16 protein-coding genes are annotated in these 19,295 nt (G+C 61.6%); 8 read left to right on the plus strand and 8 right to left on the minus strand.

Annotation, left to right across the window (positions count from 1 at the left end):
- Positions 1-9: 9 nt before the first annotated feature.
- Positions 10-1,590: a phosphoglycerate dehydrogenase gene (gene serA, locus KGJ62_03695; protein ID MDE2125671.1), complete on the minus strand. Its 1,581-nt coding sequence runs from the start codon at positions 1,588-1,590 to the stop codon at positions 10-12.
- A 130-nt stretch (positions 1,591-1,720) separates the two neighbouring features.
- Between serA and KGJ62_03700 the strand changes: the two genes are divergently transcribed.
- Positions 1,721-2,947, plus strand: a complete 1,227-nt coding sequence (locus tag KGJ62_03700) for a glycerate kinase (protein MDE2125672.1) — start codon at positions 1,721-1,723, stop codon at positions 2,945-2,947.
- Between the two features lie 7 nt (positions 2,948-2,954).
- On the opposite strand, the gene KGJ62_03705 is transcribed toward KGJ62_03700, so the two are convergent.
- The 4 genes from KGJ62_03705 to KGJ62_03720 form a co-directional block, all read right to left on the minus strand.
- Positions 2,955-3,392 carry a hypothetical protein gene (locus tag KGJ62_03705; GenBank protein MDE2125673.1) on the minus strand — a complete coding sequence of 146 codons (438 nt, stop codon included), beginning with the start codon at positions 3,390-3,392 and terminating at the stop codon, positions 2,955-2,957.
- 29 nt (positions 3,393-3,421) lie between these two features.
- On the minus strand, positions 3,422-3,712 hold the full coding sequence (locus tag KGJ62_03710) for a YtxH domain-containing protein (GenBank protein ID MDE2125674.1): 291 nt from the start codon (positions 3,710-3,712) through the stop codon (positions 3,422-3,424).
- A 110-nt stretch (positions 3,713-3,822) separates the two neighbouring features.
- Complete coding sequence (locus tag KGJ62_03715; protein MDE2125675.1) at positions 3,823-4,497, minus strand: VWA domain-containing protein; 675 nt, start codon at positions 4,495-4,497, stop codon at positions 3,823-3,825.
- Positions 4,494-5,603: an A/G-specific adenine glycosylase gene (locus tag KGJ62_03720; GenBank protein MDE2125676.1), complete on the minus strand. Its 1,110-nt coding sequence runs from the start codon at positions 5,601-5,603 to the stop codon at positions 4,494-4,496. The genes KGJ62_03715 and KGJ62_03720 overlap by 4 nt, the downstream gene beginning before the upstream one ends.
- 144 nt (positions 5,604-5,747) lie before the next feature.
- Between KGJ62_03720 and KGJ62_03725 the strand changes: the two genes are divergently transcribed.
- A complete protein-coding gene (locus KGJ62_03725) occupies positions 5,748-6,725 on the plus strand; it encodes a hypothetical protein (protein ID MDE2125677.1) in 978 nt (325 codons plus the stop codon).
- Positions 6,722-9,100, plus strand: a complete 2,379-nt coding sequence (locus tag KGJ62_03730; GenBank protein MDE2125678.1) for a response regulator — start codon at positions 6,722-6,724, stop codon at positions 9,098-9,100. Before KGJ62_03725 ends, KGJ62_03730 begins: the two co-directional genes overlap by 4 nt.
- Positions 9,101-9,128: 28 nt before the next feature.
- Here KGJ62_03730 and KGJ62_03735 read toward each other — a convergent pair whose 3' ends face one another.
- Complete coding sequence (locus KGJ62_03735; protein ID MDE2125679.1) at positions 9,129-10,088, minus strand: ornithine cyclodeaminase family protein; 960 nt, start codon at positions 10,086-10,088, stop codon at positions 9,129-9,131.
- A gap of 5 nt (positions 10,089-10,093) precedes the next feature.
- Positions 10,094-10,930, minus strand: a complete 837-nt coding sequence (locus tag KGJ62_03740) for a LarC family nickel insertion protein (protein ID MDE2125680.1) — start codon at positions 10,928-10,930, stop codon at positions 10,094-10,096.
- Positions 10,931-10,982: 52 nt separating this feature from the next.
- On the opposite strand from KGJ62_03740, the gene KGJ62_03745 reads away from it, so the two are divergent.
- The gene (locus tag KGJ62_03745) at positions 10,983-12,305 is read left to right on the plus strand and encodes a histidine--tRNA ligase (GenBank protein ID MDE2125681.1); all 1,323 of its coding nucleotides are present in this window, start codon (positions 10,983-10,985) and stop codon (positions 12,303-12,305) included.
- Position 12,306: 1 nt separating this feature from the next.
- On the plus strand, positions 12,307-12,693 hold the full coding sequence (locus KGJ62_03750; protein ID MDE2125682.1) for a hypothetical protein: 387 nt from the start codon (positions 12,307-12,309) through the stop codon (positions 12,691-12,693).
- Positions 12,694-12,710: 17 nt separating this feature from the next.
- Here the strand turns inward: KGJ62_03750 and hemW are convergent, their stop codons facing one another.
- Entirely contained in the window at positions 12,711-13,868 is a 1,158-nt protein-coding gene (hemW, locus tag KGJ62_03755; GenBank protein MDE2125683.1) for a radical SAM family heme chaperone HemW, read from the minus strand.
- 184 nt (positions 13,869-14,052) lie between these two features.
- On the opposite strand from hemW, the gene secD reads away from it, so the two are divergent.
- The 3 genes from secD to coaE all read left to right on the plus strand — a co-directional run bounded on the left by secD (position 14,053) and on the right by coaE (position 19,166).
- On the plus strand, positions 14,053-16,590 hold the full coding sequence (secD, locus tag KGJ62_03760) for a protein translocase subunit SecD (GenBank protein ID MDE2125684.1): 2,538 nt from the start codon (positions 14,053-14,055) through the stop codon (positions 16,588-16,590).
- Between the two features lie 252 nt (positions 16,591-16,842).
- Positions 16,843-18,495: a S1 RNA-binding domain-containing protein gene (locus tag KGJ62_03765; protein MDE2125685.1), complete on the plus strand. Its 1,653-nt coding sequence runs from the start codon at positions 16,843-16,845 to the stop codon at positions 18,493-18,495.
- Positions 18,496-18,503: 8 nt separating this feature from the next.
- A complete protein-coding gene (coaE, locus tag KGJ62_03770; protein ID MDE2125686.1) occupies positions 18,504-19,166 on the plus strand; it encodes a dephospho-CoA kinase in 663 nt (220 codons plus the stop codon).
- Positions 19,167-19,295 lie beyond the last annotated feature (129 nt).

The raw sequence follows: 19,295 nt of genomic DNA on the forward strand, positions 1-19,295 counted from the left end.
AGAGTCCTTCTACAGCGTTACGGACTGAGCCGTTTCAATGCCCGGCAGTTTTGATATGGCATCCAGTGTGCCGGCATCGACGGGACTATCCAGGACCAGCGCCATTAGCGCGGCTCCACCAACCCGTTCCCTTCCGAGGTGCATGCCGGCGATGTTGATGCCATGCTCACCCAGTAGCGTACCGATCCGGCCAACCACGCCGGGCCGGTCACCGTGCCGGGTCATAAGCACAGCGCCTTCTGCGCCGATATCCAGTGTGTACCCCTCTATACTCGTCACCCGTGGTTCGCCGTCGGCAACCCGGCCGGTTACGCGCCGGTTTGAACCGTTGAACTCCACGCGCACCTCAATCGACGCAGGCTCGGAACTGCGCCGGTGCGATGTTGAGAAGGCAATGCCCTGTGCCGCAAGCATGCCGGGTGCATTCACGGCATTCACCGGAACGTCGCCGTGGCCCTCCAGCAATCCCTCCGCGGCCGCACGCCCAAGCATCTCCGTTGGAAGATTGGCGAAGTCGCCAATGCATACCACCTGCATAGCGGTCGCAGAACTGCTTCCGGCAAGCTGGCGCTGCAGGCTGCCGAGCCGCTTGGCGAGTACGAGATAGGGCGTAAGTCGGTCCATATCCTGAGGAGAGACTGCCGGCAGGTTTACCGCGCTGCGCGCCGGCTGCCCCTGCAAAACGGCAGCGATCTGTTCGGCAATGTCGATGGCCACGCCGATCTGGGCCTCCTCCGTGGAGGCGCCGAGGTGTGGCGTCAACACGTTCTGTGGAAGCGCCAGCAGCGGGTTGCCGGCATCCACGGGCTCGCTGGTGAAAACATCGAAGCCGACGCCGGCAACCTTGCCACTCGCCACCGCCTCAGCGGCTGCGGCCTCGTCAATGATGCCGCCTCGGGCACAATTGATCAGCCTTACACCGGGTTTCATTCGGGCAATCTGCGCTGTACCCAGCATTCCGCGAGTTTCCGCCGTGAGCGGCACATGAACCGAGATGTAGTCGCTCTGCTGAATCAGGTCGTCCAGCGTCACCAGCTCGGCGCCAATGGCTGCCGCTGATTCGGCATTGCTGAACGGGTCAAAGGCGATGACGCGCGCCTCAAATGCCGCGACGCGCTGTGCCACCGCCTGGCCGATTTTGCCGAGACCGATAATTCCCACCGTCTTACCGAATATCTGGGCGCCCATGTACTTTTTGCGGTCCCAGCGGCCCGCCTTCATGCCGGCATCGGCCTGCGGTATGTTGCGGGCAAGCGCCAACATCATGCCAATCGCCATCTCCGCCGCTGCCAGTGTGTTGCCACCGGGCGAATTCACGACGACGACACCGCGCCGCGTGGCTTCCGCCACGTCGATGTTATCGACGCCGACACCGGCTCGGCCGATGATCCGCAGGCGCGGTGCGGCGGCTAGAATCGCCGCCGTAACCTTGGTTTCACTGCGAACCGCCAACGCGTCAAACTCACCGATCACCTGGATCAATTCGTCCGGTGTCATTCCAGTACGGACGAGCACGCTGCAGTCGGGTATAGCCCGCAACAGGTCGATACCCTGTTCCGAGATTGGGTCACTTACCAGCACGCTGGGCATAATGGATTCGTCGCTCCCCGGGCCGGCGGCGGTGCAACGGAACGGCGAACGACGCGAAGCGTGAAAACCAACCGTTTTAGCGCCTGGCCGCAGGCAAAGTGGGCTTGCAGGCGGAACTGAGATTACCAGAATGGCCGGCTCAGTGTCAACCAATGTGGATAGCCCTAATAACCTCACCGGTGAGCTCGCCATTCTTGCCTGCCCCAATGCATTCAAGGGCAGCCTCACTGCATTGGAGGCGGCACACGCGATCTGCTGCGGCAGCGAGGTCGCTCGCGAGCATGGAGCGCGAGTTACGTGCCGGATGCTGCCACTGGCCGATGGTGGCGACGGCACGCTCGACGTGCTGGTTGCCGCCTCACACGGCGAGGTTCGCTACTGCCGGGTTACCGGTCCACTCGGCGAGCCGGTTGAAGCACGCTGGGGGCGGCTCGCCGGCCGCCTTGCGGGCACAGCAGTTATCGAGAGTGCCGAAGCCGCGGGCTTGCGCCTGCTGCAGCCGAATCAATATCAACCGCTGCTCACCACAACGCGCGGTGTAGGTGAACTCATGCTGGACGCATTGGAGGCTGGGAGTCGTAGGCTCGTCGTGGGGATCGGTGGCACGGCGACAAATGATGGAGGCGCCGGGATGCTGCAGGCGCTGGGCGTTCACCTGCGCGATGGTCAGGGAAGCGAGCTTGTCGCAGGCGGTGCTGCTCTCGCACAACTGGACTCAATAGATACGTCCTCAATCCGCCTGCCGAGTCGCGTGGAGGTGGTGGTAGCGTCCGATGTTACAAATCCGCTCTGTGGGCCAGACGGCGCGAGCGCAGTCTACGGACCGCAGAAGGGCGCCACACCGGCTATGGTGGCTCAGCTAGACAGCGCGCTCATCCGCTTCGCGAGCATTGCCGAGGCTGCGCTCGGCATACCGATAGCCGCCAGACCGGGTGCCGGGGCGGCCGGCGGGATGGGCGCTGCCCTAATGGCCTTTTGCCACGCCAAACTGCAATGCGGTTCGGACCTGGTGCTTCAACTCGCAGGATTTGACGAAGCGGCTCGTACGAGCCAGGTCCTGATTTCCGGCGAAGGTCGCCTGGACGCGCAAACGGCGCAGGGCAAGTTGATCAGCGTTATCGCCCGCAGGGCCGCTGAGCTTCGGCTGCCCCTCTATGCATTGTGTGGCACGGTGGAAGCCGAAGCTGCCGCCCAGCTGCACGAGATCGGCGTTACCGACGCGGTCGCCCTCGCAGGACCGGCCACGTCCACGGAAGAAGCGATGGAGTCTGCCGGCCCCCTTCTGACTGCGGCTGCGGCGGCGCTGATACGCCGCCTTGCGTCGCCCCAGAGCACGAGCCGGCCGGCCGGCGCGTGACGTTGAGCTAGCCGCCCGCCTTCTTTACGTTGGGATTTGGTTTGACGTTGACTTCCGGTAACACCTTGCGAAGATGCCGTACCCAAATTTGCGCTAACTGAAGCGGAGTGCTGGTATTGAACTTGGCCGTTCGCTCATCCAGAGTCACCAGGAGCCGGTCCTTGACCATGATCTTCGCATTGTTCTTGTCGATCGAGACCGCCTGAATATCATCGGGCCGCAGGTTCGGATCGCTAAGTATCGGCACCAGACGGTCGGCGATGGCGCTGGCACGCTGCTCAACAGTCATACCGGCCGCAGGAAAGCGGATGGTGAACAGATGCTCGCCGCCAACCGATACGTCGCCATCGCCCTGAGCGGCGGCCGACAGCGGCGAAAGAAGCGCGGCACACCCCAGCACACCAGCAAAGACTGTAAATCCGCGAACACAACCTCGCCAGGTCATCAGCACTCTCCCTCGGTTTCTGGAATTGCTCAATCGGAATCTGCCGCAGGCTCGGCGCCACCCGCGGCGCCGTTTGTACCACGCTTCTTGACCATGGTCTGGGCACGCTCACTCACTGAGGAAACCGTTTCACGCGCCCGCTGGCCGGCTGCCTGGGCGACGTTCGAGGCGCGGTCACGCGCTGTGGTTGCCTTTTCACCAAGAATACGGCGTGTCTCCGTGCCTTCCTGAGGTGCGTACAGCAGCGCGATGGCCGCGCCCGTAGCGGCGCCCAACAAGAAGAAAACCAGATTGCCTCCGGCGGATGAATCGCTGCTCATTGTAATCTCCCTCGCCATTGGTCAGCACGACGCCGACTGCGACTGGCGGTCACTGTGCATTGAGCATACCTTTCACCGCACAGCAACTGCTATTCGTTCCATAAACCGTCCTAGACTGCTGCCCATCCAGGAGGCGGAAGCGCAATCTGGTCGTCGCTGGTTTGGCTCTGCGACACGCGCTTCATACTCGCTGAGAGCCACTGAAACATCTCCACAAAGTTCAGGCCGCTCAACTTTACCGGTGGCCTGGGCGATATGGCCGCAAGGCGTACCATATTCGCACCCTCCACTCCCACGGCGAAGAATGCGATACGCTTGTTACCGACCGCATCGTGCAGGCGACGCTCAGCGGCGGATACATCCGCATCCGATTCGCCCTGCGGCTCACCGTCGGTGATCATAAACACCCAGGGGCGGTAGTAGGCGATCCCGTTGGCCTTGTACTCCTCTTTGCGCGCTTCGATCAGGTCGAGCGATTTTTCAATCGCCGCTCCCATGTGGGTCAGGCCACTGGCTGCCAATTGCGGCGGATCAAACGCGTCCACGGTCACGAAATCCTCTTCGACGCGCACCGCGTCATTGAAGGTCACAAGGGCGGTTTCGACCCGACGGCTGGCGAGGGCATCGCCGGAAAGGTGAGCCTTGTAGGCCACCAGGCCCTCGTTCAGCGCAGCAATGGCCGCACCTTGCATCGATCCCGAAACATCCAGCAGCAAAACGCACGGGCACCGTGGCTCGGGGTTTTCGGCGAACTCTACAGAATCCAGTTGCCCGTGAGTGATCATCTCGCCATACCTTCTTTACTACGGTTCGGCGACGCCATTGAGGCCGCAAGTTCCAACAGTCGCTTCTGCGGTGCAGGAAGCGCGCGCGACGTGGCGTCCGCCAGTGGAATCCACTCGGAGGAACGCGGAGATACCGGTGCCCCCCGGCGCATTTCGGACTGCTGCAGTGCTACACCGGTCAGAGTGATGCGACAGTTCATTACGCTGTGCTTTATCGTGCCAAACGTCCTCACCGGCTGCGCTCGAATTCCCGTCAGCTCCAATACGGCGCGCGCAGCGGCATCATACGGGGATTCGCCAGCCTCCTGCACCGCCCGTGGTAACTCCCACATTCCGCCCCACAGACCATCTTCCGGGCGGCACACCAGCAGCGCTCGGCCCGCTTCATCCTGCAAAAGCCCGGCCGCGTGCATCTGGTGCGATGTCTTCTGCCGCCGGCCTACCGTCGGATAGTGTGCGGTCTGTCCCGCAAGATGGGCCCGGCAGTATTCGCTCACCACGCATGAGGTGCAGACCGGATTCTTCGGACGGCACACTCGCGCTCCAAATACCATAAGCGCTACATTGAACTGGCCCGGATTCTCATCCGGCACCAAGTCTGCAGCCAACCGCCAAAGCTCACGTGCGGTCCTGGGCGTTTTGGGATCGCCATCCACAGCGTACAGACGGCACAGCGCTCTCGCCGCGTTTGCATCCACGGCGGCCGCCTGAACACCGAAAGCTTGCGAGGCTACCGCACCGGCGGTATATGCGCCGACACCGGGGAGGCGACGAAGAGCCGCGAGGTCTTCGGGAAGTCTGCCGCCATACTCCCGCCAAACCTGGCCTGCCGCCGCATGCAGCTTCCGAGCACGCGCATAGTAGCCAAGACCGGACCACACTGCGAGCACCTCTTGAACCGGCGCTGTAGCCAGGGCGTCAACGGTGGGAAATCGCGCCATGAAGCGCTCGTGGTACGGCAGAGCAGTTTGCATCTGCGTTTGCTGAAGCATGACTTCGGATACCCAGATGGCATAAGCGCTCATCCCGGCAAACGGAGACTTGAGGCCGGATGCATCGTACCAGGCCGTCAAGCGCCTGGATATGGCAGTTGCGGATTGTATCATGTGCCAATTGGGTGTCGAGTTGGCAGCGACACTACGATCAGGTCGTCCGGTCAGGCAAATGCAGCGTGTTAGCGGGTTTACTGTACCGGATTCTGCGCGGTCCCGGCTGATCGTGTTGACCTATAAACCACCAAACAGAAAAGCATGACGGCACCTGCGTCTTCATCTGCAGTTACGGTTCTTGCCCTCCAGCAACTTCCCGACGTTGGCGACCAGACGATCTCGCATGTGCTGCGATTGATGGCACAACGGGGCTGTGCCTGGGATGCACTATGCCGAGTGTCGCCGGACGACCTCGTGCGCGAGTGGCGCCTTAAACCGGCCGCAGCTGCCCGGCTTGTATCTGGAGGCGAAGCGTTGGATGCCGCCGCGCGGGCTTTGTGGCGGCGCTTGACGTTGGCCGGCGGCCGCATCGTGACCTGCACGGATGCCACCTGGCCCGACCGAATTGTGCGCTGTTACGAGGAGTCGCCACCGGCCGCGCTCACGCTCGTCGGTCGCGAAGCGCTCCTGGCGCCCTCCGCCGCCGACAGATTTACATTCGGTGTTGCGGTATCGAGCGCCGTGCCGGGATCCTCAACCCGGGCCGCGCAGGCTGGCACGCTGCAGCGCTGTGATGAAGCGACTTCAGCGCTTGCGCGCCTTGGAGGCGTTGTGGTTACAGGGCACAATCGACTACCGTACCAACGGGCGGCACTGGCAGCCCAGCGTATACGAACCCCGGTGGTTTACGTGATCGATAAAGGCTTGACGAACGCCCTCGGACCCGAGCTCAACCATCCGCTCTTTCCTGCTGCCCGTATACGCGATGCCGAGTTTCAGGCGAATATAGATCTTGCGCTCTCTCCCTTCGCTCCGAGTGCGCCGTTTGTGAAGGATAACAATCGCCGGCGCGATCGAGTGCTGTTTGCCCTCTGCGACCTGGTGGTGGCGGGCGACGTAAAGGAGGACGGCAACATGCTGGAAGCATGTCTATCGGCGCACAGGCAGCGGCGCTGTGTTGTGGTGCTGGACGGCGGTGGGGGCGGGAACCGCCGCCTGCGCGAAGCAGGCTGCTTACGCCAACCCGACTCGGATCTCGGCTGGCGGCAAATTGTCAGCACGTGTGTGTCTGCATCATGAGTTCCGCCGACGTCAAGCGCTCGCACGATGCCGCAACCGCTCCCGCGAAGCCCGGCCGTGCGATAGGTACGCCGCTATCCAGTTTTGAACTGGATGCAGCGACTGCCGCAGCGATGGACGAACTCGCGGATGCCCTCGGCCTGGATCGCCTCATTGCGCTTTCGGTGGTTGACAGGGAGCGGGTTCTGCTGTGCGCCAGAGCCGTCGGCATCCCGGATTCTTCGGTGATGGGCATGCGGATCGAGCTCGCAGATGCGCCTGGCCTGGAAGCCGTTGAACGCTCTGGGGAAATCGTTACCTGGCAAGATGCGGAGAGGATTCCAGCGCCGTTGAATCGCTGGCTGAATGGCGAGAGTGTTGTGATACCACTCCGCCTGGGTGGTCGGTCGCGAAGCTTGCTGGTCGGGCAGCTGCGCCACGGTATCTCGTCTCGGTCGGAGCGGTGGCTGGCTCGCGCTCGGACGGAAGCTCGTTTCGCCACCATGCTGGTCGAATTGGTCCGCACCGCGGCCGCATACCGGTCGGAAGTCGATCTCCGCCAGAATACGCGCGAAATTGCGGCGCACATTCTGGAAGGTCGCGGCCTACCGGACGTAGCGTCATTGGTTATAGATGCTATATGTAAACAGCTTGCCGTGTCAAACGCTGTCTTTCTGCTTCGTCGCGATGACGGGACGTTTGAACCGATCCGCAGTATTGGTGTCGTCGACGCCATCGCAGAGCCGTTGGGGCAGTTCATACTGGGTCCCACTTCCGGCTCGCGCGAAGTCGCCACGCGCCTGCCGGTGCGTGTCCACGAAGTGGCCACCGACACGCGGGTGCCGGCCGCGCTTCGTACGCAGATGGAAGCGGAGAGCCTCCAGTCGCTGTTGGCGCTGGTGATGCACGTCGGAAGTACGGTCAATGGCGTCGTTGCGGTGTTCTCTGAAACGAGCCGTGTCTTCACACCCGCCGAACTGACCACGTTTCAGATTTTTGTCGATCAGGCGACCCTGGCAGTAGAGTTCGCGCAACTGCTGAGCCGGCAGCGTGAACTGGCAACCATGGCTGAGCGCAGCCGGCTGGCGCGCGAAATGCACGACACAGTCGCGCAGTCGATAATTGGCGTCCTCACGCATTTGCAGACACTTCGGACAGACTGCACGCAATTGCATTCTGAGCCACCCGCAGCTCTGTTGACGGCGATACGAGAGGCACAGAAGGCGCTGGCAGAAACCCGTCGCGCCATCCAGGGCCTGCAGCCGCAGGAACTGGAACAGATGGACCTGACGCACGCCATTCAGGCTGCAACTCGCGGCTTTGAACAGCGGACCAGCATGCCGGTACTCATGAACGTTGATGGCCGCGAACCGGATTTGCGGCCCGAAGTTAGAAGTACGCTACTGCGCATATGCCAGGAGAGCCTGGCGAACATTCAGCAGCACGCACACGCGCGGCGTGTACGGCTTCGTCTGGAGTTCGGCGCAGCAGGAGCGCATCTTACCATCGAGGATGATGGCGTAGGCTTCGATCCGGAAGGGAATGCGCCGGGCGAACGAGAGCCCGGCTACGGCCTGGAAGGTATGGCGGAGCGTGCCAGGCTGACAGGTGGCACCTTGCAGGTAGAGAGCAGGCCCGGCTGGGGGACACGAGTCACCTGCGTTATCCCGTACCGCAATACCCCGTCGGTGCCGCTGCGTGGTGCGCAGCATCCTCAAACACGAAACGATGTGACGAGCCACGAAACGCACCCGGCTGGCGCAGTGGTGCGCGTCATTGTTGTCGATGACCACACCGTAACCCGTGAAGGGATCCGGTCGCTCATCGAGACGAGCGGAGATATCGAGGTAATTGCCGAGGCGGAGAACGGCCTCGAGGCTGTCGGCCTGGCCGAGGAGCTTGAACCCGACCTGGTGCTGATGGACCTTCAGATGCCGGTGATGGACGGTATCGAAGCTACACGTCGTATTCGGGCGCTGAATCCAAACCTCCCAGTCGTGATTCTAAGCACTTTTGCAGGAGAAGCCCGTATACGTGACGCGTTAGCGGCCGGCGCCATCGGCTACCTGCTGAAGGATTCCGAGCCCGAAGAGCTCGTCTCGGCGATTCGCGCCGCCGTCCAGCGCGAAGTGGTGCTGTCGCCGGAGCTCGCCAGCCGGATCGCCAGCCAATCGGAGCCGGAGATACTTCTCAATCCCCGTGAGACCGAGATTCTGTCTGAACTGGCAAAGGGCGCTCGCAACAAGGAGATCGCCGGCCACCTCTTTATCGCCCCCAGCACCGTGGAGTACCATCTGAGTAACCTGTTTGCAAAGCTCGGCGTAACCAACCGGACCGAGGCCGTACGGGTTGGCATGCAGCGCCGTCTGCTGGCCCCGCCGGAAGCGGACGGATAGCCTGGGCCGCCCACGGCAAAACAGGTTATTACGGTGGCGCGATCTCGGTGCCGAGTCCGCGCTGCCGGGCCATTTTGAACGCCAGCGTAGCTGCGGCCGTATCCTCCAGCGCAACTCCGCACGATTTGAACAGAGTTATATCAGTTTGGTTCAGGCGGCCGGTCTGCTTGCCGCTGACAACATCTGCCAGCTCGCTTACCGTGTCCCAGCGCAGAATGCCACGCTCCGCGGGCTCAAGCAGGTCGCCGGCCTCGAGTTTCGCCTGCTCGACCGAATCTACCGTCACGTTGTCGCATCGCCTTACAGCTTCCAGGTCCAACTCACGCCTCGAGAGTATGTTGCTGCCAACTGCGTTGATATGTTGCCCGGGTTTCAGCCATGCTCCAAACAGAACGGGATCCCGCGCGCTTGTGGCTGTAATCAGCACATCGGCGGCGCTTACAGCCTCCTCCGCATTCAATCCCACTCGTACCGGCAGGTCAAGCTGGCGCTCCATTCTCAGAGCGAAGTCGGCCGCGCGTTCGGCGGAACGCCCAATGCAGACCACCGAGTCCACGCGGCACGTGCAGCACACCGCGGCCAGTTGCGTGCTCGCCTGAGCGCCGCATCCGAAAATGGCAAGGCGGAGGGAGTCGCTCTGCGGCGCCATCGCAGCTGTTGCGATGCCTGTAGCGGCTCCTGTTCTGAGCCGACCCAGCAGGTCCGCCTCCATGAGGCTGAGCAGCTCCCCGGTTTCGCTGCTGTACAGTAGAACCAGAAAACGCACACCGTCGCGAAATGCCGTATAGCACTTTTGGCAAAACATGCCGGTTTGCAGATCAACCGCTGCCATCTGATGATAGGTGCCACGCGGCATGCGGAGGCGCCGCCGCGGCTGGCAGATGGTCTGTCCGGCCGCCGCGTGGTGCACCGCATCACGGACGGCTGTCACAACGTCCGGCATCGTCAACACCGATCCAACGTCAGCCTCGGTAAGATAGAGGGCCATTAGCGTCAGTGGTCCACAGCGGGCGCATCGCCGGCGTGCTGGCCGGATCCGTGGGGCCGCTTCCTCGAGGTCGGACCGCCGCCGGAGGGAACTCGTTGCTCCACGGCCACCTCCTCGCCGATCATCATTCGCAGCAGGTTCGGTATCCAGGTGTCGCGCTGGCCGGCGCCATAGCCCGTGAGCTCCAGCCGGAATACAGGTGGTGGCTGTGCCCCGCCCAGAGGGTCACGTACGGCGAATTCTGCCAATACGGCTGCTCCGGTTGGCGTCACGAGCTCCATTCGTCGTTCATCGGGCCGCAGGACGAAGCCCGCCAGCAACTCCAGCGCGGCCGGTGCGGGAGAGGGCATAGTGCCGTGCGCACACTCTATCCAGCCCCGGTTCATCGGGATATCGGTAACGTACAAGCGCTCGATGCCTAGCAGGTCGAAGCCAATGCATGCGCCGGTGATGTCGATAATTGCATCAACAGCGCCGACCTCGTGAAAGTGAATATCGTCTACCGTGGCGCCGTGAATTCGCGCCTCCGCGCCGGCGAGCCGTCGAAAGGTACTCACTGCACGCGCCACCGTTTTCACCGGCAGAGAGCTGGATGCAAGAATCGATTCGATATCGCTTAACCGCCGACCGTGGCCTTCGTCGCGCTCCTCCAGCAAAACGCCGGCGCGCACACCGGAGATCCCTTCCTTCAGAACATGCTCGCAGTGGAGTGACCAGCCTGGTACGTTCAATTGACGCAACTGTGCCTCCAGTGCGTGCTGTTCCACACCGCAATGGAGCAGCGCGCCCAGTAGCATGTCTCCGCTCACGCCACTAAAGCAGTCAAGTACGCCGATCCGCATTCACATGCCTCCTGCCGGGTCTCCCGCACCGTGGTGTACAATAGTACCGCCCATGCGCTATACCGCCCCGCCGTACATGAACGACGTGCTGCCGCACGAGCCGGTTCGTGAGCCATGGCTGCATACGGCCCGGTGGCGTGCTGCCGAATCGCGGTTTCGGGCAATCTGCCAGCAGTGGGGCTACCGCGAGATCCGTACGCCCATTGTTGAGCAGACCGAGCTCTTTACGCGCAGTATTGGTGGCGAAACCGATATTGTAAGCAAGGAGATGTTCTCCTTTGAAGATCGCGGCGGCCGGGGACTGACGCTCAAGCCGGAAGGCACTGCGGGCGTTGTGCGCGCCGCGCTGGAGCATGGCTTGCTGAATGTCGCGCCGGTGACCCGCCTGTGGTACATCTCGCCGGCATTCCGGTACGAACGCGGTCAGCGGGGCAGGTATCGCCAGCACCATCAGTTGGGCGTTGAGGTATTTGGTGCCGGCGGCCCGGAGATCGATGCGGAAGTCATTCTGCTCGCTTTGGCGTTTTATGCAAGTGTCGGCATTCCCACCCTGCCGGTGCGCATCAATTCGCTGGGTACACCGGAGTCCCGCGCAATCTATCGGGAAGCGCTTCGCGACTTCATCCGGCCAAACCTCGACAAACTCAGCGAAGAGGGTCGCAGGCGTTTTGAAGTAAATCCGCTTCGGATGCTCGATACAAAGAGCGCCGGCGACCTGGAGCTTCTTCAGGGCGCGCCTGCCCTGCTGGATTGTCTGGACGCCGGCAGTCGAGACCACTTCGATGAACTCCAGGCGTTACTGCGCGCAGAACAAACGCCATTCATTGTGGATCCGCATCTGGTGCGCGGCTTCGACTACTATACGCGCACCGCATTTGAGATAGCCGGCGAAGGGCTGGGCGCACAGAATGCTCTCGGCGGAGGAGGGCGCTACGACGGACTGGTTCAGGAGTGTGGCGGGCCGCAAACGCCGGCGATCGGGTTTGGTTTGGGGCTCGAGCGCTTGTTGATCTCGCTCAATCAACTTGATATTTCGCTCCCGGTGGAAGACGAAAACATCGATGCCTTCATCGTAGTGCTAAGCGAGTCACAGGAGGTCTGGCGCGCTGCCTTTGGATTGCAGCAGGCAATTCGGCGCGCCGGGTTGGCCGCAGGAATGTGTTACCACGCCCGCAAGTTCAAGGCACAAATGAAGGCGGCTGACCTTGCCGGCGCCCGCTATACGGTACTGTTGGGTGACGACGAGTTCCGTCGCGGTACCGTAGCGATAAGGAAGCAAGAGACACATCAGCAAGCCGATATTGCGACACATGAGGCCGTTACGGAACTCAAACGGCTGCTGAGCAAACCGGGCAGCCAAACGGAGGGCAGCTGAAATGAGCCTGCATGTCCACCTCGGGTTCGTCACCTCGCAATCACGCGACTACTTTTCAGAAAAGTGGCTCTATCGTCTGCCTGGTTGCAACGTGCTGGTGGACGGCGGCGATCCTCCGGCGGCCGGTGATGAAGGCGATGCCGAGCGCTCCATGACCCTGGATGTGTCGTCGCCCACCGCCGCCAGGGCATTGTGCCACGCACTGCTCTCCGCAGTGCAGCACGCTAAGGCGACGGTCTCAATCGACTGGGTGGCCGCCGGCGGCGAGCCGCAACAGGTGCGCATCACCAGCCAGAACACCTCAGACGGAGACATTGCCGCTACCCGGCTTTCCGCCGCTCTGCACGCAGCTAAACCTGCCACATCGAATCCGGAGTCGCCGAAGTGACCTGGCGCGAGGCACTGCTACACAAACTCGAGTGCGACCACGTTCGCCAGCATGATGCCCTGCGGTGTTGGAAGCAGACGCGTCCCGACCTGCCTGGCCAACCCGCGTGAAACGATGCGGTTGATTCCGTCGCGGTAGACCAGGCGTGGATCCACTCCGAACCGCTGCGTCAGGTCGGCAAGGTCCACCCCATCCACGGTCCGCAGCCCCACCATCAACGTCTCGCCCAATGCGCGTTCTGGTGGCAGCATCTCACTCTCCGAGATGATGCCGATTCCGCTCCGTGTCGCCTCCACGTAGTGGCGGACGCGCGGCTCACGCTTGAGTCGGCGCCCGCGGATGTAACCGACGGCGCCGGGGCCGAAGCCCATATACTCACCGTTGTTCCAATAGGTCATATTGTGCCGGCACCTGTGCCTACTTTTCGCGAAGTTGCTCACTTCATACTGCAGCAGACCGGCGTCGTTCAGGCGGTCTCGCGCCATTTCGTACATTTCGGCGTCACAATCCTCATCGGGCAACGCTATAGAACCCTGGCGCGCCAGGCGCGCGAAGCGGGTATGCGGCTCTACGGTGAGCGAGTAGCACGAGACATGCTCCGGGCCAAGCTCAACGGCCGTGGTCAGCGCGGCGGACCAGTCAGAGAGTGACTGACCTGGCAGGCGGTACATCAAGTCGAGGCCCACGGTCTGGAATCCGGCCGCACGCGCGTCATTCATCGAGCGAACCGCGTCGCTGCCGGTGTGATCCCGTCCAATGGCCCCTAGCAAGCGGTCGTCGAAGCTCTGGACGCCGATGTTGATGCGATTGAAGCCGATCGACCGGATTTCCGCGAAACGGGCCCGGTCTGCGCTCGATGGGTTGGCCTCGAGGCTGATCTCCGCATCGTGCGCCACCTCGAATCGAGCGAGGACGGCAGCCATAACCTGCGCCAGTTGGTATGGCGCTACGTAAGATGGTGTGCCGCCGCCGAAGAAGATCGTATCGGCTGCAACAGGTTCACTGCTCTCCATCTGCGTCGCCCCGATATCCGAGCAGATGGCATCAATAACGCCTTCAATGAAGGAAGACCCCGGCTTTGCCACATAGACGTTGAAGTCGCAATAGGGACAGCGGCGTGAACAGAAAGGGATGTGTACGTATACGGCTCGGCGCGGTTTGCGGGGCGGAAGCATGGCCTAATACTACCAGCGCGAGTTTGCGACACGGGCACACGGGCATGCAACGCTTGACAATACGGGGTAGCCCGTATATAATGCTCCTCCCGGGTGGCATCGTGAAGACCGGATCGGTCTTTGCCCTTGTTTGCGTCGCCTTGGGTTTGCCGCGGCCGCCCTGGCCGGGGGTGGAGGATTCACTTTGCCGAAAACGCAGCACCGCGCGCTCCTGGTATTCATCCTGGCGCTGGCGGTTGCATCGATATGGGTTTCATTTTCGAAGAAAATACGTGTTTGGTACGGCCTCGATATTCAGGGTGGTGTTCGCGCCGTCCTGGCGCCCGAAATCGACGTGTTCAACAAGGAGCACCTAAAGGACGGCAAGACCTGGAGTGCGGACAATCTGGAGGCGGTGCGCCGGATTCTGGAGAATCGCGTCAATTTCCAGGGCGTCTCCGAACCGGTCATCACCACAAGGCCCCAGGATAATCAGATCGTCGTTGAGCTGCCCGGCCTGAAGAATGAGCAGCAGGCGCTGCAGGAGCTGCAATCCACAGCCAATCTCCAGTTCTACCTGCTGCCGGAACTCGGCAACAAAAACAACACCCGTCCCGCTACGTGGAGCGTCCGCGATCAGGCCGACAGTACCGGCCAAAAGACGGAAACCCTCATCGACAATACTACCGGTCAGCCGGTTACCCCGGCGCAGCTGGATGCGATGGTGTTCAGCCGCGATCCAATTGTCACGGGCAGCGATCTGCTGCCGAATTGCCGGGCCGAGATCAATGCAGCCTCAGCAAGCCCGGATATCACGTTTCAATTCAACTCAAAAGGGTCCGGTATATTCGAGCAGACTACCAGGGCGCACATTGGCGACTACCTCGCAATCTTCCTTGATAAGAAGCTGCTCACAGCACCAACCATCGACAGTGTTATTCCCGGCCAGGGCATCATCCAGGGTAATTTCACGCTGGAGAGCGCCAAGGCGCTGGCAGATCAGCTGAATGCCGGTGCACTGCCTGTTCCGCTTCAATTGCTCGAGGTGCGCAAGGTAGAGGCTACGCTTGGCCGCGAAGCAGTGAAGGCCACGGAAATGGCCGGCCTGATCGGCCTGGGTCTGGTACTCCTGGTTATGCTGCTCTACTACCGCGTGCCGGGCCTTTTGGCGGATGCCGCGCTCATTCTCTATACGTTTTTCTCCTTCGCGCTCTTCAAGCTGTGGCCAGTGACGCTCACCTTGCCGGGCATCGCAGGGTTTATCCTCTCCATTGGTATGGCTGTGGATGCCAACATCCTTATCTTTGAACGCACAAAGGAGGAGTTGCGCGCCGGCAAAACACTCAACAAAGCCATTGATGAAGGCTTCCGCCGCGCCTTTACCGCGATCTTCGACTCAAACACCTGTACGGTAATTACATGCCTCGTGCTGTACTACTTCGGTACCGGTCCAATTCGCGGCTTCGCGCTCACCCTGGGCCTCGGCGTGGCGCTGAGCATGTTCACCGCCATCACCGTGACGCGGACGTTCCTGTTTACGCTGGTCTCGCTGGGTATCGGTCAGAGCGAACGGGCGTACGGTCTGAATGTGCACTGGGACCCGGGCTGGCGCGTTATGAGCCGCAAATGGCTCTGGCTTGGGTTCTCCGGTCTCGTCATCATCCCGGGCCTGGCTTTCTGGGGAATGGGCGGTATCAAGCGCAGTATCGACTTCCAGGGTGGCACCGAGTTGGATGTACCATTTGCTTCACGCCACTCCCCAACGCAAATCGAGCAGACGCTGGCGAAACTCAGTCCGCGGTACAAAGACTGTCGCGTCGTGGTGTCGGACCAGGGAGTGGGCTCGGCAGCCGGTTCGATTCTGGCGTACGTAACCATCGAGAAGGTCAGCGATGCACAGCGCCAGGCGATTATCGACACGCTCACGCAGCAGGTAGGTCCGCTGGTGGCGGGGCAATCCGTTCAATACGCAACGGTTAGCGGTGTCATCAGCCGGCAGCTGACCATCGATGCCATAAAGGCTGTTATCGTGGCCTCGCTGCTGATCGTACTGTTTCTGGCATTCCGGTTCTCGATCGGTGGGTTCCTGGAGGGCCTCAAGTACGGTACCTGCGCAATCATCGCGCTGCTCCACGATGTATTAGTGGTATGGGGCTCGTTTGCGATCCTCGGCTATTTTCTGAATTGGCAAATCGACAGCCTCTTTGTTACGGCGATGCTCACCGTCATCGGGTTCTCGGTGCACGATACGATTATCGTCTTCGACCGTATCCGCGAGAACCTTCACAATCGGCAGAAGGGTGAGACCTTCGGAGAATTGGCGGATCGCAGTATCAACCAGACGATTGCCCGGTCGGTGAACACTTCGTTCACGGTAATCTTGACCCTCACCGCCCTGTTTCTTTTCGGCGGCAACACAATCCATCAGTTTGTAGCCGCGTTGATTATCGGAATAATCAGCGGCACCTACTCGTCCATCTTCAACGCCAGCGTGCTGCTGGTGATGTGGAAACAGCGCGATGTGGCTACAGCGGCTGCAGCCGCTTCGGCGATCTCGCGCACCGTTGGCGGCAGATCGGGCCGCTCCACGGTTGGAGACAGGGCACTGGTAAGTCCGCAACGGCCCGTGGATCCACGCGTGGCTCCAGCAGCGGATGACGCAAACGGCGAGCCACGGTCCGACCCGGGAGCCGGATCGCGGCTGGGGTCGCGCAAACAGCCCGTTCGGCGACGCAGGATGTAAATTGCCCCGATGCAGCTAGCCTGTACCGGCTGCTGCTGGCGCGGTGTCGCTCCGGCAGGGGCTGGCGTTGGCGCGATTGGCGTGGATTGCGAGTGATAAAGAAGGAATCGGTGGTTTGCCGCCGAATGTATGCCGAACACATCGGAGAACCATGATGGCAACGCACAGGCGGATGTCAGTCGGTTGTTCGGCGGGATCAGCGAACGGAATGAATCATCCGAGATGCGCTGACCCGAGAGGAGCGGATTGGATATGTCATCGGAAGAGATGGTCGGAGTGCCGGATGGTACCGAGCCCAACGCCGGCAACGGCGCTGAGGCGCCCGAAGCCGTCGACGTGGGCCAAACGCATACCGTCTCGAGCTTAGACCCAACAAGCGCGGCGCCGGCGTTCGAGACCAATGTATCGCAAGCGGCAGCCGAGGAACCGACCCAGGAAACCACCACCGCAACCGTTCCGACGGATTCGGAACCTACGCTTCAAGCGCCGCCGTCCGAGGCTGTGCCCGCTGCCGCGCCGCCGGCGGAACGTTCCGGCAAATCGGCCGACGACTTCGATGCGGCTTATAGCCAGTCGATGAGCTCTTTGCGCGATGGACAGGTGATCACGGGCACCGTGGTCCATGTGGACCGCGAGGGCGTGATGGTCGACGTCGGAGCGAAGTCCGAGGGAATCATCCGTCCGCACGAGCTTTCCCGCAGTTCCAGCGCGAACATGCACCCGGAGTCGCAAGTTAAGGTCGGCGACGTGATCCGCGTCGTCGTTATCCATGCCGAGAACGAGGACGGCCACCCGGTCCTCTCGAAGAAACGTGCCGATTTCGAACAGGCATGGGAGCAGATCCAGAAGCTGCGAGACGACAACGAAACCATTGAAGCACTCGTCACGGAGCGCGTGAAGGGCGGCCTTACCGTAGACGTAGGCATCCGTGGCTTCGTACCCGCCTCACATGTTGACAACGGTAACCTCAAGACGAATCTGGATCGATACGTCGGCCAAACGCTTAAGCTGAAGGTCATAGAGGTCGATCGCGAACGGCGCAAAGTGGTGCTGTCCAACAAGCTCGCTCTGGTTGAAGATCGTGAGGCGCGTAGCGCCCAGACACGCGCCGACCTCACTGAGGGACAAACGCGTGTCGGTACGGTCCGTCGACTCACCACATACGGTGCGTTCGTCGATCTTGGCGGCATTGATGGGCTCCTCCACATTTCAGAAATGGCATGGACCCGCGTAAACGATCCTCACGACGTACTGCGCGAAGGACAGCAAGTGGAAGTCCTCATCCTCAAGGTGGATATTGATCAGAACAGAGTATCCCTGAGCATGCGGCAGATCCTTCCCGATCCATTCGTCACGCTGGCCGAGCGCGTGCACGCCGGCGATCTGATGGAAGGCACGGTAACGCGCATAGCCCCGTTTGGAGCGTTTGTGCAGGTAGATGGCGGCGTTGAGGGCATCGTCCCAAACGCGGAGCTGCCAAGGAATCACACCAAGGCTACGCCATCTGTGAATCCTGGCGACAAAATCCAGGTTCGTGTCATCCAGGTACGGCCGGATGAGCGGCGGCTGACACTCTCAGTTCGAGGCGCCATGCCGGATGAGCCCGAAGCGGAAGCTCAAGTCGTTAGCCCGCGCGAGCCGCATAGCAAGCGCAGCCGGCCAGACCGCGATGGTGAACCCAGGGATGAGATGCGCCACGCAGCCGGTGCACACGAAGAACCTCGCTATACAATCGGAGACGCAATCGAGCATAACCGCAAGGAGCGCACGCGGAAGGAGAAGCGCGGTCGCCAGGTTGAGGAAGATGCCGATGACGACCTTACCGACATCACCGCCGACCTTGACCTCACGTCGGATCCCGACGCCGAAGCTGAAAGCGGCGTCGACCCAATCGAGGAGGTCTGAACGCGGCGTTGACTCCGCGCCGCCGCCGCCGTCGGCATGGTTGCCCGGCGATCCTGGTTGGCATAACGGGCAGCATTGGCGTCGGCAAGTCTACGGCACTGGCTGCCTTCCGTTCGTCTGGTGCGCGGGTGCTTGACGCCGACGACGATGCGCGCGCCGTTGTGCGTCCCGGCGGCCGCACACTCAGGGCGATCTCAGACGCCTTTGGTTCCGATCTTATCGCTCCCGACGGCACGCTGCGGCGTGGAACCCTGGCCGAACGCGTGTTTGGTAAACCGCTGCTGGTTGAACGCCTCAATCAAATCACGCATCCGGCCATTCGCCGCCGCTTGCGCCGCCGAATTCTTCGCCTGTGCGCTGATTCGCCCGCTGACAGCGTCATTGCCGTTGAGATCCCGCTGCTGTTCGAGAGCGGTCTTGAGTCGTGGTTCGATACGGTGGTGGTCATCGGCGCCGACCGTCAAACGCAGATCCACCGCCTCGTAAACCGTGACGCTTGCTCCGCCGAAGTCGCCGCGATCCGGATAACGGCGCAGTGGTCGTTCGAGCGGAAGGCTGAGCTTGCCGACCTGGTTGTGAACAATAATGGCAGCCTCCGCAAATTCGAACGCTCAATCCAATTGCTGTGCAGGAATCTCGTGGAGGCGCGCCGAACGGCTTCGCAGGAATAGAACGATCAATTGGTGAAAGCGTATTCGACGGCTGTTTCGTACTTGCGCAATGGCATACCGTGTGTTATAATCTCCATACCGTTGTTGCGGCGGCTTCGAGTTCGACAGATCGCATCAGTTTCCCGTTGG

The organism is Armatimonadota bacterium (genome assembly GCA_028871815.1).
In the GTDB taxonomy this organism is placed as follows: domain Bacteria; phylum Armatimonadota; class Chthonomonadetes; order Chthonomonadales; family Chthonomonadaceae; genus REEB205.